Origin of the sequence: Bifidobacterium psychraerophilum (assembly GCF_000741705.1) — a bacterium.
In the GTDB taxonomy this organism is placed as follows: domain Bacteria; phylum Actinomycetota; class Actinomycetes; order Actinomycetales; family Bifidobacteriaceae; genus Bombiscardovia; species Bombiscardovia psychraerophila.
Genome location: NZ_JGZI01000007.1, coordinates 173,534 through 190,846, shown reverse-complemented (window position 1 = coordinate 190,846; position 17,313 = coordinate 173,534). Strand labels below are relative to the sequence as shown.

General features: G+C 59.4%; 9 protein-coding genes. 8 read left to right on the top strand and 1 reads right to left on the bottom strand.

Annotation, left to right across the window (positions count from 1 at the left end; all coding sequences use genetic code 11):
- The first annotated feature begins 130 nt into the window (after positions 1–130).
- A complete protein-coding gene (locus BPSY_RS02345; protein ID WP_238556779.1) occupies positions 131–676 on the top strand; it encodes a pyrimidine dimer DNA glycosylase/endonuclease V in 546 nt (181 codons plus the stop codon).
- A gap of 10 nt (positions 677–686) precedes the next feature.
- On the opposite strand, the gene BPSY_RS02340 is transcribed toward BPSY_RS02345, so the two are convergent.
- Complete coding sequence (locus BPSY_RS02340) at positions 687–1,283, bottom strand: DNA-3-methyladenine glycosylase I (RefSeq protein WP_081884128.1); 597 nt, start codon at positions 1,281–1,283, stop codon at positions 687–689.
- 473 nt (positions 1,284–1,756) lie between these two features.
- On the opposite strand from BPSY_RS02340, the gene BPSY_RS02335 reads away from it, so the two are divergent.
- The 7 genes from BPSY_RS02335 (at position 1,757) to BPSY_RS02305 (ending at position 17,284) form a co-directional block, all read left to right on the top strand.
- Entirely contained in the window at positions 1,757–4,435 is a 2,679-nt protein-coding gene (locus BPSY_RS02335; RefSeq protein WP_033495702.1) for an acid phosphatase, read from the top strand.
- Positions 4,436–4,454: 19 nt separating this feature from the next.
- Positions 4,455–5,150, top strand: coding sequence for a class F sortase (locus BPSY_RS10940; RefSeq protein ID WP_051921499.1), 696 nt, complete (start codon positions 4,455–4,457; stop codon positions 5,148–5,150).
- A 115-nt stretch (positions 5,151–5,265) separates the two neighbouring features.
- A complete protein-coding gene (locus BPSY_RS10935; protein ID WP_160247975.1) occupies positions 5,266–10,857 on the top strand; it encodes a glycoside hydrolase domain-containing protein in 5,592 nt (1,863 codons plus the stop codon).
- A 136-nt stretch (positions 10,858–10,993) separates the two neighbouring features.
- Complete coding sequence (locus BPSY_RS02320) at positions 10,994–11,398, top strand: hypothetical protein (protein WP_202961763.1); 405 nt, start codon at positions 10,994–10,996, stop codon at positions 11,396–11,398.
- On the top strand, positions 11,395–12,579 hold the full coding sequence (locus BPSY_RS02315; protein ID WP_051921495.1) for a cation:proton antiporter: 1,185 nt from the start codon (positions 11,395–11,397) through the stop codon (positions 12,577–12,579). Before BPSY_RS02320 ends, BPSY_RS02315 begins: the two co-directional genes overlap by 4 nt.
- 159 nt (positions 12,580–12,738) lie before the next feature.
- The gene (locus BPSY_RS02310) at positions 12,739–16,404 is read left to right on the top strand and encodes a DEAD/DEAH box helicase (protein ID WP_033495833.1); all 3,666 of its coding nucleotides are present in this window, start codon (positions 12,739–12,741) and stop codon (positions 16,402–16,404) included.
- Positions 16,405–16,573: 169 nt separating this feature from the next.
- Positions 16,574–17,284, top strand: a complete 711-nt coding sequence (locus BPSY_RS02305; RefSeq protein ID WP_033495700.1) for a TetR/AcrR family transcriptional regulator — start codon at positions 16,574–16,576, stop codon at positions 17,282–17,284.
- Positions 17,285–17,313 lie beyond the last annotated feature (29 nt).

The window sequence follows — 17,313 nt, the reverse complement described above, 5'->3', positions numbered from 1 at the left end:
CTTCCAGCAGGCAATACCGTGCGCTCGCGATGATGATCCAGTGAGCCGACGGTGGGATCTCCGGACTCTCCCCGTTGCGGTGCGATATGCCCCGAGTGGACATAGGATGGTGAGCCTTAGGGATGGCGGTATGCAGGTGCCTGGCGGCGGCCAGGGCTCCGTTTACGTCTTCGGGCGTGCACGCCCGAAGACGGATGCGTCATCCACGGATAGCGATCAATCCGATAGGGGAATCATGAGAATGTGGAGTCTGAGTCCGAAGGTGCTGGATGCAAAGGGCATCGTCGCCTGCTGGAGGGAATCACTGCTGGCGCAGGCCGTGCTGGCCGGCCAGACCAAAGGGTATACGCACCATCCCCAGCTCGACCGCTTTCGTTCCTGCAAGGATCCGCTTGTGGCGGTCGCCGGATATCTGGGGCCGCTTGCCGATGAAGCCGACCGTCGTGGATATCATTTCGATCGTGGCAAGATTCTGCGCACGGCCGACGAAGGCCTGCGCATCGATGTCAACGACCAGCAGCTCGCCTATGAGTGGCGATTACTGTTGAAGAAACTGGAGAACAGGGACAGTGCGCGATATGAGCTGATGCGTGGTCTGCAGGAGGAGGCGCATCCGCTCTTCAACGTGGTCCCGGGGCCTATCGCATCCTGGGAAAAGGTGCTTCCCGATGTGTGAGCCGATCCCGTCATAGCTCCTGGTGACGGAAGCAGGCGGTTTCGTGGTCGTTCACCAGGCCTGCGGCCTCCATGAAGGAATATGCCACTACCGGTCCCACGAAACTGAATCCGTCCTCTTTCATGCGTTTGCTCATCTTGTCGGACAGCGGCGTTCTGCAGGGGGATTGGGAGTGGTCCGGGAAATGGTTGGTGATGGGTTTCCCATCCACGAATTGCCAGACGTAGGTGGCGAATGACGTACCGGTGTCTTCCAGATGCGCCACCGCATTGGCGTTGGTGATGATCGCCTGGATCTTGCGTCGGTTCCTGATGATGCCGGCATCAAGCAGGAGCAGGTCGATGTGTGAGTCCATATCCATGACGGTATGCACATCAAAGTTATGAAAGGCCTTGATGAATGCGGGACGTTTGTGCAGAACCGTTTGCCAACTCAGACCTGATTGCATGAGCTCCAGCGATAGCAGTTCGAAGAGGCTGCGGCTGTCGTGGTTGGGTGTGCCCCACTCCGTGTCGTGGTATTGCCTCATTGCCTCATCGGGGCCTGTCGCCCATGAGCAACGGCGCAGCGCGGCATCGCGCCTGGAGGTTCGCCCTGTTTCTCCCATCAGATGATGCTCCTTATTCGTAGAGGGACGCGCGCTTCGGCAGCCTGTGCGCTCCCGTATGTGCAACGGTCTTGCATGCTTCCTTCAAGCTAGCACCAGCAGAGGCGGGCTCGGCGGCAGTGGATGAGGTGCGGCCTCTCATCGGCAGGATATGTCGGTTCATGTGGGTGGCAGAAGGTCCCAACACCCCGCCGCGGTGTCTCCGTTGTGCGCACCCGCATGTTCCATGGCCAAAAGTTCCTTCGTTGTTCATGCTCATACGCGCGATTGTTCAGCATCCGTTCAATCGCCGAATCGTATTCTTTCTGCTGTTAAGTGCTTCAAGATGCGGTGAACCATGCGGCAAAGAGGATTTTGCCTGCCTAATTGGGGGATTGTGGCGAACCGTGCTTATTGAGAGGGCAACAGTAATGCACACGTCAGGGAACACCCCTTTGACACGGCAATGGCATTCACATAAGTCACAACAACATATGCGGCGTTTCGCCGCGGCATTCCTTGTGACGGCGAGTCTGTGCGCCTTGACATTGTCGACGAATACGAACACGGCCCATGCAGCCACAACAGTGCAGCAGAACGCGCCCACGGCCGTTCAGAGCCTGGTGACCACGGTCCAGTCGAATCAGCCGAATTCGGCTTCGAACGAGGCGGTGGACTATGCTGCCGATCAGAATCCTCAGACCAAATGGTATGAAGGAAGCGGATCCGTTCCCAGCACGGATTCACCGGTGTATGCAATCTACACCTTGTCCCAGGCGGCGCCCTCGATCGGGTACATCATCACCTCGGCCAATGATTCCCAGGAACGTGATCCGAAAAACTGGACGGTTCTGGGGAGCAATGACGAGTCCGCGGTCAGCGATCCGCAAGGTTCTGCCTGGACGAAGCTGGACAGCCGCAGCGATGTGAGCTTCGCCTCGCGCAAACTGTCAAAGACCTTTACGATTTCGGACACCACAGCCTACCGTTACTATCAGCTTCGCGTGACGGCGGACAAAGGCGCCACGAACAAATTCCAGATCGCCGATTGGACCCTGGTCGGAACGCTGTCCGGGCAATCGGCAAACCTCAATGCGGATGATACCTGGCAGTATTGGGATACGACCGATGCCAAGAACGCCGCAAGCGATCCGACAGGGGGATCCGAGGACAGAACATCATGGACCCAGCTTGCCTCCCTCAGCAATACCGCGGGTTGGAAGTCCGGAAGCGGCAGTTTCGGTGTGAAGTCAACCGGCTCCGCAGCCACTGATGGCAAGGATCTGGGGAACGGTTTCGTGGCCAACACCCTCCTCAAAAGGAATCTTGGCACTGACGGCATCGTCCCTGCATATTTCTTCAGGAAGGCCTTCACGCTGACGCAGGATCAGCTCAACTCCTATGGTGGCCTCATCGCTTCCTTAAGCGTTGACGATACCGCCACGGTTTACGTCAACGGTACCCAGGTGACAGGTTTCGACGATTCCACGGTCACCTCGAATACGACGCCGTTGAATTACGGCGGGAATTCGGATCCTCAGTCGATGTTGTTCTCCGTTCCGGCCAGTCTGCTGAAAGCCGGACAGAACGTGATAGCCGTCGAGGTCCACCAATGCAACTCGAGCAGTTCCGATGCCTACTTCGATATGCCTGCGCTGTATTACACCTCCGAATACCTGTCCCTGCCCTACACCGACAGCCAGCAGTCCGCCACCTATGCTTCGAACGCATGGCCCGCCACCTCAGATGGCAACAACTACTTCGTGGATATGCTCAGCGGGTACACCGCGCTCGGCGATCACTCGGAGATCTGGGGAGGGAATTCAACCCTTGCCTCAGGAAGCGCATTGACGGCGGCGAATGACAAGAAGCTCGTCGAGATCAACAATACGGCGAGCGACGCGCAGATCAGCAAAGCCATCACCGATGCGAACAATTCGCCTGCGGTCACGATGTACGACAGTCTCGGTTCCACACTCGGTGAGCTGTACATCAACGCCTACAACGCGGGCAAGCTCCCGAAGACCTCGGCCCTGGTCAACACGATGATCACCAACGGCATCGATGGGCATGATGCGGCCAAAGGCGTGTACACCGAAACCAGACCTTATGACAGGCTCGGATTCACCACCAGCGGCGGTTACATCAAGGCCGCAAACATCGGTTACGGCTTTCATAACGACTCCTTCCCCAGCGGACACACGACCGCGGGATATGAGGTCGGAACCACTCTGGCCACCTTGCTCCCGCAACTGGCACCGCAGATTCTCGAACGTGCTTCGGAGTATGGGAACAACAGGATCGTGCTTGGATTCCATTACCCGATTGATGTGATCGGCGGACGCATGGGCGGGCAGTCGATGGTCGGATACCGATGGAGTGACGCACAGTTCAGGAGCCTGTTGATCGAGGCCCATCAGGAGCTGGAAACCGTGCTCCTCGGACAGTGCATCTCATCCGGGGCGGGCAGCACTCTGGAGGCATGCTCCTCGGGCGCTTCAAGCACGAGTGAGGCGGTCTCCACATACACCGAGAGGCTCACCTACGGTTTGCCCCAACTTACCGAGAGCAAGGCAGCCACTGCGAGCGAGGGATTCACGGTTCCGACGGGTGCGGAAGACCTGTTGCTGACCAAGTATCCGAATCTGAGCGATAATCAGCGCAAACAACTCATCGAGCAGACGGCGCTGGCAGCCGGGTATCCGCTTGATAACGCGGATGTGGAATCCAGCAACTGGCAGCGTGTGAATCTGAGCGCCGCGTTGACCGCAAGCTACACCATCGACAACAACGGTGACCTGCACGTCGGGTCGGGCTCCGATGCCGGCGGCGACAACGGTTCCGGAAACGACAACGGTTCCGGGAATGATGGGGGCTCCGGATCCGGCAACGGCAGCACCCCGGGCTCGAACGCTTCGACACCGGGCAGTGGTTCGCAGGCCACAAAGCCTTCCACGGGCGGCAACTCAAGCGATGCGTCGAAGTCTCCGACAAAGGGCACCGCCGCTGACGCGGACACGAAGGGCTCCGGGGCCAGCGTGAAAACGGGCGGTGCGGTGGTCACGGCCAATCAGGGATCACGATGGGTCTGGGCTCTCTGTGCGTTGAGCGTTCTGGCACTGATCGCACTGGCGGTGGCGGGTGTCATTGTGGTCAGGCGCAGACGACAGTAAGGGTGAGGAGATGCGAGGTATGCGACGGCGGGCATCCCACAGCCAACGGCCTCGTGTCGGGGCAGACACCAAACGTCCACTGGGGCTGATCGTTCTGGCCGTGGTGTTCGTCCTCATGGCTGCGCTTGCGGTGGCTTCCCTACTGATGGCGCTGCTGCAACAAGGGTCGATGTCGTCGGCAGCCGGTGGCGCCAAGGATCTTGCGGGCAACACCGTCGTCCTCGACGACGGTCAGCAGCCCACCAAACAGCAGGTCGCCGCCATGAAGCCCCAACAGGAATCGGGGATGCGATTCACGGTTCCCAGCGTGGGTTTGGATGTCGGCATGCAGTCGTTAAGCGTTGTCGACGGGGTCATCGTGCCTCCCGGATTCCGGGATGCCTATCTGGTCCGCAACCTCGGGGTGGGTCTTGACCAGGCCAAGGACGGAACGGTGTTTGTGGTTATGCATTCGGTTCAGGGGGGTCTGGCCCCAGGTAACTATCTGACGAATGTGGAGCAGGGGAGCATCAAGCTCGCCAAGGGTGCACGCATACAGGTGGGTGAACGCAGCTATCAGGTAACAGGTGGCGAGTTGCTTCCCAAGAGTTCATTGCAGGATGAAAGCCGGGTATGGCAGAACACTCCGGGCAGGCTGGTGGTCATCACCTGCCTTGAGCGCGTAAGTGGCAGATCCCTGCAGAATGCCGTCATATACGCCACATTGCAGTCATGAATGCGATGTGGCCGTCACGGATGGCGGCAACGGGATGAAGAGTCGGCCCTATACGGCCATCGCGCTTCACATGAGGGCATTCGGCACGGGCGAGTGCCGTACAGAGGAAATCAGTATGAGGAAAGCACAATCAGCAGGAAGGTTCATGTTCATGGTTCCGAACACAGGAAAGGGCGCACGCGCGGGCAGATCGGCACGTCGCATGTTCGTCCGGACGGCCGCCTTCATGGCGAGTGTCGTCTTGGTGTCTGGCATAGGCATCGCTGCGGCAGGCACCGCTCAGGCCGCGACGCAAAGCGACACCGACGTGTCCCAATACGTCAATCCCTTCGTTTCCACGGCGGATGACGATGGACAGGATCTGCCGGGCGCGCAGTCCCCGCATGGCATCGTCAAAGTCAATCCGATGACCAGTCAGAATCGCACGCATAGCGGGTACAACTATTCGGATACGAAGATTTCCGGTTTCACGCATACGAATCTTGATGGTGTCGGCGGTTCGGGCGGTGGCGGCGACATCCTTGTGGTTCCCACCTCCGTCAACTATTCGAAGCGTCCGGACACCTCCTCATATGCGCACACCTTCTCGCACAGTGATGAAAGCGCCAAGCCGGGCTACTATCAGGTCGGTCTGAGCCAAACGACAGGTCAGGATTCATCGATCAGCACAGGTACCGGCAGTATCGAAGCGAAAATGACGGCATCGGTCCGAACGGGTTTGGATCGTTTCACCTTCCCCAGCGGCCAAGCGCAATCGCTGGTGTTCGACATGAAGAACAACTTCACCGAACGCATCTCCTCGAGCCTGAGCGTCAGCGATCTCTCAGACGGGCGTAAGGCGATCTCAGGGAGTTTCGCGGGACAGTTCAACGGTGCCAAATACACGATGTACTACTACGCGACAACCAGCAGTGCGGTAAAGACCCTCAGCACGTGGGGCGATGCGGGCACATTGTCCTCCGCGCTCAACCAGTCAGGTACCGATACCGGTGCCGTGCTGACATTCGATCCGAGTGCGGGGCAGACCATAGGACTGGACGTAACGGTTTCCCCTATCAGCGCCGAGCAGGCGAAAATCGATCAGAGCGCCGAAATCGCCTCGAAGAGTTTCGCCGACATCCAGCAGCAGGCGTATGACAGCTGGAACGACGTGCTCGGGCGAGTGCAGGTCACGGCATCCGCCGAGAACGATCCGGACGGTTCGATGAAGAAGCTCTTCTACACGCATCTGTATCGTCTGATGGCCCTTCCGACCAATGCCACGAGCACTTCCGGCACCTACCGGGGAGTCGACGGTGTGGTCCACAGCACGGATGGGGCCGTCCATTATGACGGTTGGGCGACCTGGGATGATTGGCATAAATTCGGTGTGATCGCGATGCTCTATCCCGATATGTACAAGGATATGGCGCAATCATTGGTCGATACCTTCGCCGACAGTCAGGCGGCCAGCACGACGGCCAGTATGTCCTCACTGATGCAGTCGGTGCCGAATGTTCGTTGGGAGCGTTCGGCGGAGATCATCGCGGATGCATTGAACAAAGGATTCTCGCTCAAGCGCGTGAGCAAGGCGTACCCGGCTCTGCAACGGCTGGTGGGTTCGTATTCGAGCGAAAATGATGCCAGGGGATACATCCCGGACAATCCGGGAAGCAGCGTGCAGCTTGGTTATGACGACTGGGCGCTGTCCATAATCGCCACATCAATCGGCAACAGCACGGATGCGGCCACCTATGAGAAGCAGGCCGCATACCCATTCGCCACGCAATACAAACCCTCCGCTTGGACGGCCAAGGACGGCACCGCGGTCAGCGTGCTCTCCTCCAGGGACAGCAGTGGGAATTGGGGCAATGACAGCCTTGAATCATTCCAGGCTGCCAATCTGTACCAGGGCACATTATGGCAGTACAACTGGTACGACACCTACGATATGGAAGCCATGATCAAGGCCATGGGAGGCACAACGGCCACCAGGCTGGCGCTGCAGCACATGTTCGGTGAGGACGGTGCCGACGACGGCACCGGTATGCTGCACTCCAACGCCAACGAAGTGGAGCTCCAAACCCCTTATCTCTTCAATTATGTGGGGATGCCGAGCCAAACACAGAAGTGGGTCCGTCAGATATACGCCGGGGAGTCCTGGAACCGTTACATCGCGACCGGCAGCACCGATGAGTACTCAAGTTCGAACGGTGAATTCACCCCTCCGATCAAGACGAAGGTGTACAAGCTGGATCCGAAGGGTTTCCTGCCCACCATGGATAACGATGCGGGCACGATGTCCTCGATGTATGTTGCCGCAGCGGTCGGGCTGTTCCCGGTGACCATGGGATCCAGCCAGTACCAGGTCGGTTCGCCCTTCTTCGACTCCGTCAGCGTCAGCTATCCCAGTGGGCGCAACTTCACGGTGAACGCCTCCGGTGCGTCATCCACGAATTACTACATAGCTTCGGCTTCTCTGAACGGGAAGAGCTATGCGAACACCTGGGTGGATTATTCGGATATGACCAGTGGAGGCACACTCGACTTCGGTATGCAGTCCACCGCCTCCGATTGGGGTGAACATTCGGCGGCGGCCTATTCCATGAGCAACGCCGCCAGCCACGGCGGCACCACGGAAAGCCAGTGGTCCGCCATACTGGACAGGGCCAGCGTGGATGCCGATGGCGAGGGCAAGGTCAGGGGCACCTACACCTTCACCTTCAAAGGGGCGACCCTGAAACAGGGTGCCGCAGGCAGCGATCCGATTGCCGAGGGCGCGATCAGAATGAACGATCTGCCATCCACGCTCACCGCCACGGCGAGGGTCACCGGGGCGTCCACCCTCGAAGTGAGTATTGAGGGCACCGCGACGCAAAGCGCGCATCCATATCTCAGCCTGGGTGACGCTCTCTTCGAGAAGGTGGATGGCGTATCGGTCGACGCATCCAAGGTAAGCGGAAAGGGGTTGTCCGAGCAATTGCCTCTTACCGTGAGTGTGACGAAACTCAAAGCGGCGAAGTTGAGCTCGCTGGTCGATGGGGTTCAAATCCTGCAACAGAAGCATTACTCATCGGCATCGTATCAGCGACTGAGCACGGCTCTGGCCTCGGCCAAGCAGGCGCTGTCCGCAAGCACATTGAACGACGACGATATTTCGGCGGCGCAGGATGATCTCTCCGCGGCGACTGCGGCCCTCGCCATCGTCGCCGGCCCATACCGGACTCTTCAGGCGGAGCAGAGCGACTCATGGTCCGGTGGTGATCTGAAGAACGAAAGCTACCAGTCCGCCGGTGATCTGGGAGGCGTATCGGAGGGCTCATGGGTCAGCTATCAGGATATGGACTTCTCCTCGTCGTCGGATCCGCAGAACCTGACCATACGGTACGCCACGAGTTACGGAGCTTCGGATGAGGCCAGTACCGTCGAGGTGCATGCCGGTGATGCGAGCGGCACCGTTATCGCAACGGTGGATCTTTCCGGGACCAGCGGTTTCGGCAATTACACCACGTCGACCGTCTCCTTGGACGCCAGCGCCGTCAAGGCCCTGAAAGCCGCATCAGGAGTTACCTTCGTGTTCCACAAGCCTTCGTCAAGGCAGTGGGTCGGCAACTTCGACTGGTTCAGATTCGGTTCGGACGAGCTGAGCTATCCAACCCTTCAGGCAAGCAATCTGAGCGCGAAAGGGGATGGCGCCAAAGCGATCAATACCTCCAACGGCATGTTCGAGAATCTCACCACGGGGGCATGGGTCGAATGGGACTCGCAGGATTTCGGCAGCGGCGTGGACAAGGTCAGCGTGCTGTATGACAAGCCGACCTCCAGAGCTGCTTCGGATTCCCATATCGAACTGCATCTTGCTTCGAAGGACGGTCCTGTTGTGGCCAGCATCCCACTCGCCTATACCGGTAGCTCGTGGGGAAGCTATGCGACCGCGACCGCGAGTGTGGATCCTACGGTGTTCAAGGGCGTCCAGACCGTTTTCGCGAGCTTCGTATCCACCACCGAGACCAGCAGTCTGCCATATGTGGCGAATGTGAAGACGATCTCCTTCAGCGCCACCGCATCGTCACTGGTCGTCAAAGCGGCATCACGGAATGCGGATAGCGGCGGTTCCCTGGGGGACGAGCAGTCAAGCTGGAACGATGGGACGGGTGTTCGTAACCTCAAGGGGACTTCGAACGGCGATTGGCTTCGCTACGACGATATCGATTTCTCCGATGTGGCCAGAACCGACATCAGCGTGCATTACGTCAATAACAGCAGCCGCGACGGTTTGAATTCACGAATCGCCGTCTACCTCGATCCGTCTTCCTCCTCGGATCTTGGAACGCCATACACGACGATCGCCTTGCCGTTCACGGGCAGCAATTGGAGTTCGGCGGGAAACACCACCGTACATCTGCCGACGGCGATCACCGGGAAGCACACGGTGTATCTGCAACTGCTGACCGAGGCCTATGACGGGCATCCCTACGTCTCGAACATTGATTCCCTGACGTTCCTGTCAGGTGTCGATACCACCGAACTGGCGGCCGCGTACAAGAAGTATGCGGATATCAATAATGATGCCCGGCAATACAACAGCATCTATTACTCCACCTTTGCGGCTCAGATGCAATCCTCATACGCCATGCTCGAATCGCAGCCGGACAGCCAGTCGGATGTGGACGAGCAGACCAGATCCTTGGCATTGGCTGCGGACCAGCTTGTCTCTGATGCCCGGCTCCAATTGGAATACCAACTTGCGAATGCCGCGGCATTGGATGAGAGCGCATATACCGTCGAGAGCTGGTCGGCGGTACGGGATGCGATCAGCGCCGGAAAGCAGGTGGATGAGGACGCATCATCGACGGACGAGCAGATGAATTCGGCCGCGAAAGCGCTCAATACGGCGATTGAAGCGCTTGTCACCACCCCGAAGGCAACGGCTCCTTCCTCGCCCGCCAATGTGACGATGAGTGCCGAAGGCCAGGATGTGACGGTTTCCTGGTCGGCTCCGGAGAGTGACGGTGGATCATCCATCACCGCCTACACCGTGGTGCTTTCGGATGGCAGCACCGCGCAAAGCGACAAGCTGAGCTACACCTTCACAGCGAAGCAGCGCGGCACCAGCTATTCGGCGACCGTTGCGGCAAGCAACGGTGTGGGGAATTCAGAAGCCGCGAAGAGCGTGAACAGCGTTACGGTTGGCGCAGTGGTGCCCGAGACTCCGGGCATGCCTAAGGTGAGCGTCGATAAGACGGTGCTTCACATCAGTTGGGATGCGCCTGATAACGGGGGAAGCCCGATCATCTCCTACCAGGTGCTCGTCGATGGCAAGGCGAGAGGCGTCTTCACGGATACCTCCGCCACCATCGATCTGGGCGCGACGGGTGCCGGAAAGCACACGGTTGCCGTCATTGCCAGCAATCAGATCGGTGATTCCAAGGCGTCCGCAGCAACAAGCGTGCTGGTTTCGAAAAGCGATGGCTCGGCATCGGGGACCGTTGACCTGCCGAAGCCACCTGCGGCGACGGGAAACAATGCGGGCAGCACTCATGGTGCAGCCTCGGCCACCGGCGGCGATCAGGGAGCTTCAGCCGCAGGGGCGAGTGTGGGCACGGGTGGAGCGGTCGAATCTCACCGGATGACGGCAGGGGTCGCCGCTCTGTCGCTGCTGGTCATGCTGCTGGCGCTTGGCGGTGCCAAGGTGACCATCAGCCGTTTCCTGAAGCGACGCCTGTAGCGTGCGCCAGCGAAGGGGACAATGCCGGGTGTGAGGATGGTGCCGCTTGCGCCCATCCGCACACCCGGCATGATATTCCCTGGAATGCTGACGGGACTATGATGTGTGCGCAAGGCAGTTCGGAACGGGGGCACTGATGGCTAAACAAGAGAAGGAATCCAAGGGCGTCGAGGTGTTGTGGAAGTCGATGCCGCAGGAACATGACTATCCCGCGGCCCGGTCGTATCTGACCTTATTGGACGATGCGGATGAGGCCGATCGCGTGATTACGGCCATGCATGAAGTGAATGAGTTGGAGCGTTTCAAGGCCAAGGATATTCTGCGTGCGGCGAGATTGCCGCTGCTGACGGAGGATAATCCGCATGTGCTCTCTGATCTGAAGAAGATTCGATCCGGTGAGGAGATCTCTCCGATTCTCCTGCTTCGTGGCGATCTGCATGGGGCCAGGCCTTTGCAGATCGCCGATGGATATCATCGCGTTTGCGCCTGCTATCACAATGATGAGAATACCGATATCCCGTGCGTGCTGGTTGATCTATGAGTTTTGCATTGCTGGCGCTGTTATGCGCGGTTGCGATGCTCGGTCCCGTGCTCAGTCTGAACCGCGTGGTGCATATCCCTGTGGTCATCGGCGAACTGCTTGTCGGCATGGTGCTCGGACGTTCGGGATTCCAGGTCATCGACTCGAATAACACGATTCTCGCCTTCCTGGCGCAGATTGGCTTCGCGCTTGTGATGTTCGTTGCAGGCACCCACGTACCGCTGCGCCAGGCGTCGATGGTGAGGGGACTGGCACGGGGCATACTGCGGGCGATCGCTGTCTCCGTCCTCGCGATTCCCCTTGGCCTGCTCGTCGCATCCCTGTTCGGTACGGGGCATGGGGCCGTCTATGCGGTGGTTATCGCATCCTCATCGGCAAGTATCGTGATGCCCGCTCTCGGGGGAGTACGGGTGAGCAGCCCGGCGGGTATCGAAATGCTGGTGCAGCTCGCGGTTGCGGATGCGTCGTCCATCATCATTCTGCCTTTGGTTCTGGAACCGCAGCGGGCGGGTGTGACCGCGTTGGGTGCCGCCGCCGTCCTGCTGGTCGCAGCGGTGTTTAGCATGGTGCTGATGTGGGCGCGCAGAACGGGCTACTGGCATCGCGTGCATCACCTCAGTGAGGAGCGTGGGCTCGCAATCGAGTTGAGGATGACCCTCACGATGTTGTTCGCGCTCGCGGCCATAGCCGTCTCGATGGGCGTTTCTGTGATGCTGGCCGGATTCGCCATGGGTCTTGCTATGGCCGCGGCACATGAACCCCACAGGGTCGCCAATCAGACTTTCGCCATCACACAAGGCTTCTTCGAGCCGATCTTCTTCGTCTGGGTCGGCAGTTCCCTGGATCTGCACAGTCTGATCGCCGATCCGCAGGCCATACTGCTCGGTATATGCCTTGCCGTGGCATCGCTGGTGGCTCACGGCCTGCTCGCCGTGAGCCACCAGCCCTGGCCCATCGCCTTGGCCACGTCGGCCCAACTCGGTGTTCCGGTCGGGGCTGTGGCCATGGGCAAGACGCTCGGTGTTTTCTCCAGCGGTGAGGCGACGGCGCTGCTGCTCGGCGCCCTGATCACCATCCTGGTGGTGACGGTGCTGAGCGGCCGTCTGCTGGATGCGGTGACCGGTGGCCCTGCGGGTGAGACTGCGCGCGTGGATTCCGCTTCGTCCCCGAAAGACCAGTAGGCGCCTGCGCCCGGGCATGGTGTGATGGCGGGTGCGCCCAGCGAAGGTCGGTACGGATGTGTCTGGCGCCCCGCGGTGTGTTTCATCCACCGAAGAATTAGCGTCGGCCGAGTATTGTCGTGTGGTGCTATCGGATCAAGGGCAAGGTAGGGTTTGGCATTGGATTGGCACTCGCCGGTATATGGATCGAGAACAGGGCGACTTGGCGGCAACTCCCGTTTGGGTCTCGCTGACGATGATGATCAGGGCTTCGGTGACGGGGTGACCTATGGCCAATGGCAGGCGGTTCCGGACGCCACGTTGAAGAAGCGCGGAGGGTCGGCATATTTTCGCGCCTATCAGGTCATCAGCAGCGGACGCCTGCACCATGTGAGCGTCGCTTCGATGGATGACACCCTGCTGCTGTCGGCTTCCGTGGATGGGGTCGAGGGAATCAGCTCCGATTATCAGGTCTCCGCAAGAATCGATCAGAGTGCGGGGGACATCACGGAAGCCTCGTGTACGTGCCCGGCCTTTGGCAGATTCGGAGCCTTGTGCAAGCATGTGATCGCTTTGGTGATGCATTACAACGACTCTCCTGAGGATTTCCACCAGCGTGAGGGCGATGGCCCACGGGAGCCTGTGCGGCGTACATCGAGGCAGCTTCAGGCATTCATGCTGCAGGAGGACGCCGATCAGCAGCAACGGGCCAAAGCGCGCCAGCTGGAATTACTTAAGGAGGTGGGCAGCCTTGCCGATTCCGGCGGGGCCGGTGTGGCCTCCCAACCGAACCGTCGCATGGGCATCGCCACGGTCGGGCTGCGTCCGAGCGTCGAGTGCATGGCACAGGGGTGGCAGATACGTCTGCACATCATAGTTGCCGCACATGGCATCAATTATGTGGTCAAGGACGTGCAGGAACTCGTGCGTGCGGTCAGATGGCAGCAGTACGCAGCCTATGGCAAGAAACTTGGCTTCGTGCATACACGTGACGCTTTCGATGAACGGGCCAGAGGTGTGCTTGACATCCTTGACAGGGCCTTGGAGATTCGTGAAAGCGTCGGCGACCGCAACATCAATACATACAGGCGTACGAGGAAAGCGGCATCAAGCGCCATGCCCCTTTCCGAGGATGAGATCGCAGAGTTGCTCGATCTGTACGTCGATTCCGGCATCTCGGTTGATTATGCTCCGCCTGAGCAGTATTTCATGGCTTCGATGCCTGCGTTGGTCGTTGATGGCAATCCGGACCTGGGCCTGACCATCGAAGCCAAACGAACGGATGCCGGCGATGATTCGACCGTCGGCGAGGCGGGGGATGGCGGCAGCGCGGTGAAGGGTTTCACCATCCATGCGGATGCCTGTGTCGAGCGTTTCGTCAAAGGACACCGTTCCTCCTTCGTCATGGTGCGGCCCGCGGGAGGGAAATCGCTCGAAGGATCGGAATACCCGCGTATCTATCGTTGTTCCGATGCCTTCATCCGCAACCGCAAACTCCTGGAAGTGCTCTGCGGCAGCGGCGAGGGCGAATCCTTGTATCTCGGCAAGCAGGACGTCGACGCTTTCGTGCGCACGGTTCTACCGGCATTGCAGGCGACGGCGGCCAAGGTCGGCGGCGACCCGGATGACCCTGCGGCGCATGGTGACCCACCGGTGCATGACGCTTCGGCGGCATCGGGGATACCCGCGGCATTGCCGGAGGAGTTGCTACGTCTGCGCAGACTTCCCTGCGTCATCGAAAGCTTCCTGGACCGGGACCGCGACGGTGTCACCTGCGATCTGCAGGCGAGATACGGAGATGACCATTTTCATGTCTTCAACGGTATGGATCCCGACTCGGGTGTTTTGCGGGACAAGGAAAGCGAGCGTTTGGCCGTTGAAGCCCTCCGCCATTACTTCCCACGTCCTGATGGATATGTGGCCCGGATCCCTGAATCCGATGACGATGCCATCTACAAGCTGCTGAATGAGGGGCTCGCGGTCCTGAGAGGGCTTGGTGAGGTGTTCTCCACCCCTGCCTTCGATGGTCTTAGCGCAGTGAGTCATCCGGTCATCAAGCTGGGGCTTTCGGTGCGATCCGGTCTGGTCGAGATATCCCCGATAGCCGATGAGATCGCCCCCGAGGATGTTCCGGAGCTGCTGAACAGCTACCGCAAACGCAAGCGTTACCATCGTCTGCGCAACGGAGCATTCGTCGATGTGCGTGATCTGGATGTTTCGGCGTTGGACGAGGTATCGGCCGATCTGGGGCTTTCAGTCGCCGACGTGGACAAGGGCTCGGTGCAGGTGCCGGCTTTCGAAGCCTACTATCTGGACAGCCAGGTTGAGGATGAGGACAAGGACGACAGTTTCCTGGCATATCTGCAGGATGTGAAGGCAGTCGATCCTCGGACCTATGAGTTGCCCAAGAACTTCGAGGGGGTGCTCAGGCCGTATCAGACGGAGGGCTTCCGCTGGCTGAATGCACTATGCGACAAAGGTTTCGGCGGGATCCTCGCGGATGAGATGGGTCTGGGCAAAACCGTGCAGCTGCTTTCCTTCCTGTGCGGGAGGATCGAGGAATCCCGAAAGGTCGGACCGAATCTGATCGTATGCCCGGCTTCGCTGGTCTACAACTGGGCCGCAGAATGTTCGAAATTCGCCCCGGATCTCAGGGTTTCGGTGGTGGCGGGGAGCAAAGCCGAACGCAGGGCCATGCTGCGCAGCCCCCAGGAGGCGGATGTGCTGATCACTTCATATGACCTGCTGCGCCGTGACGTTGAGGATTATACGGGTATCGAATGCTTCTCCATGGTGCTGGACGAGGCCCAATACATCAAGAACCATGCGACACTGTCATCCCGTGCCGTCCGGGCGATAAGCGCACGCCACCGTTATGCCCTGACGGGCACGCCGATCGAGAACCGCCTGTCGGAACTCTGGAGCATCTTCGATGTGCTGATGCCCGGGATCCTCGGCAGCTACAGGCATTTCCGCGAGCGTTTCGAGATGCCCATCCTCAGTGAGGATGAGCATGCGCAGCGTAAACTGCAGGCTTTCGTCGGTCCCTTCATGCTCAGAAGGTTGAAGTCACAGGTCCTGAAGGATCTTCCCGACAAAATCGAGAATGTGGTCACCGTGAGGCTCGAAGGGGAACAGCGCAAACTCTACGCGGCCCTTGAACAACAGCTCCGCGCCAGCCTGAACAAGCAGCGGGATATCGAATTCGCGCAGGGTAAGATCCAGATCCTCGCCCAATTGATGCGCCTGAGACAGGTCTGCTGCGATCCTCGCCTGATCTATGCGAACAGCGATGCGACGCCTCCCAAGGGCAAAGCCGGGACCTCGGCGAAACTTGACGCCATCGAGGAACTGGTGTCGAACTGCCGTGATGCGGGTCGCAAGATGCTGATCTTCTCCCAGTTCACCAGTTACCTCGATCTGATAGCCGAACGCCTGCGCACCCAGGGTGTGCAGTATGACGTCATCACCGGAGCCACACCGAAGAAGCGCAGGCTCGATCTGGTCGAGCAGTTCAATCGTGACCAGACCCCGGTTTTCCTGATCTCCTTGAAGGCGGGCAATACCGGACTGAACCTCACGGGCGCATGCGTCGTGGTCCACGCCGACCCCTGGTGGAACGCGGCGGCTCAGGATCAGGCGACGGATCGCGCGCATCGCATCGGTCAGACGCAGGATGTGAATGTGTACCAGGTCGTGGCCAAAGACACCATAGAGGAACGCATCCTGAACCTGCAGCATTCCAAAACCGATCTGGCCGCGCGCTTTGTGGATGATGCCTCGACGGCCACCGGGAGTTCGCTTTCCGCACTTACCAAGGACGATCTGCTTGCATTGCTCGGCTAGATGCGAGGCCGGACACCGAAGAGATTGCATGACTTCGTTATGCTGGGAAGGTCAGTAAGGCATTCGAATATCGAGGGAAGACGGAAGGTATGAACAGTTCCTTGCCGAGCGGCTTGGCACCAATGCAAGCGCTGGCCATCAACGGGCGGATCTCCGAGAGGACGGCGCTGTGAAGGGCGCAGGCACGAAGGATGCCTCCGCGCAGCACGCCGCGGACGGCCCAGGCCGCAGGCGCAGCGTCATCCATCCCAAAGAGGGGTCCAAAGGCGCTCGCACCAAAGACCATATTCTCGATGCGGCGCTCAGTCTCTTCGCGCAAAGCGGGTCCAACGCGGTTTCGATCCGTGCGATCGCGAACGAAGCGGGCATATCCCATCCCGGAGTGCTTCGGTACTTCGCCAACAAGGACGATCTGGTGATGGCCGCCATCCGTCGACGCGATATGAAGGCGGAAACCTCGAGATTCGCTCTGGAACAGCTCGGCAAGGCCAGTTCGCAGGCCGTGATCAGGGTCATGCTCGATTCGATACGCAGCAATACGCAGGCCAAAGGCATGGTCGCGACCTATGTGAAGATAGCCGCCGAAGCAACTGATGCCCACCATCCCGGCCATGACTATTTCGAACATAGGTACCGCGTCGTCGTCGATCTGATGTGCAACAGCATCCATGATCTGACCTCCAAGGACATGGATGAGTCCAGACGCTGCGCGCAGGAGTTCGTGGCCTTCGTGGACGGCATACAGACGCAATGGCTCCTGAAGCCGGAATCCGTCGACATGCTTGATCTGGCGATGAATATGATGATCCGAATGGGAATCGATCGGGCCGTGGTGGAGGCCGCAGCCGCGCCGGTCCCCGCCACGGGGGTCGGCGCGTAAGACTTCGTCCTCTCCGTCTGCTGTGGGCG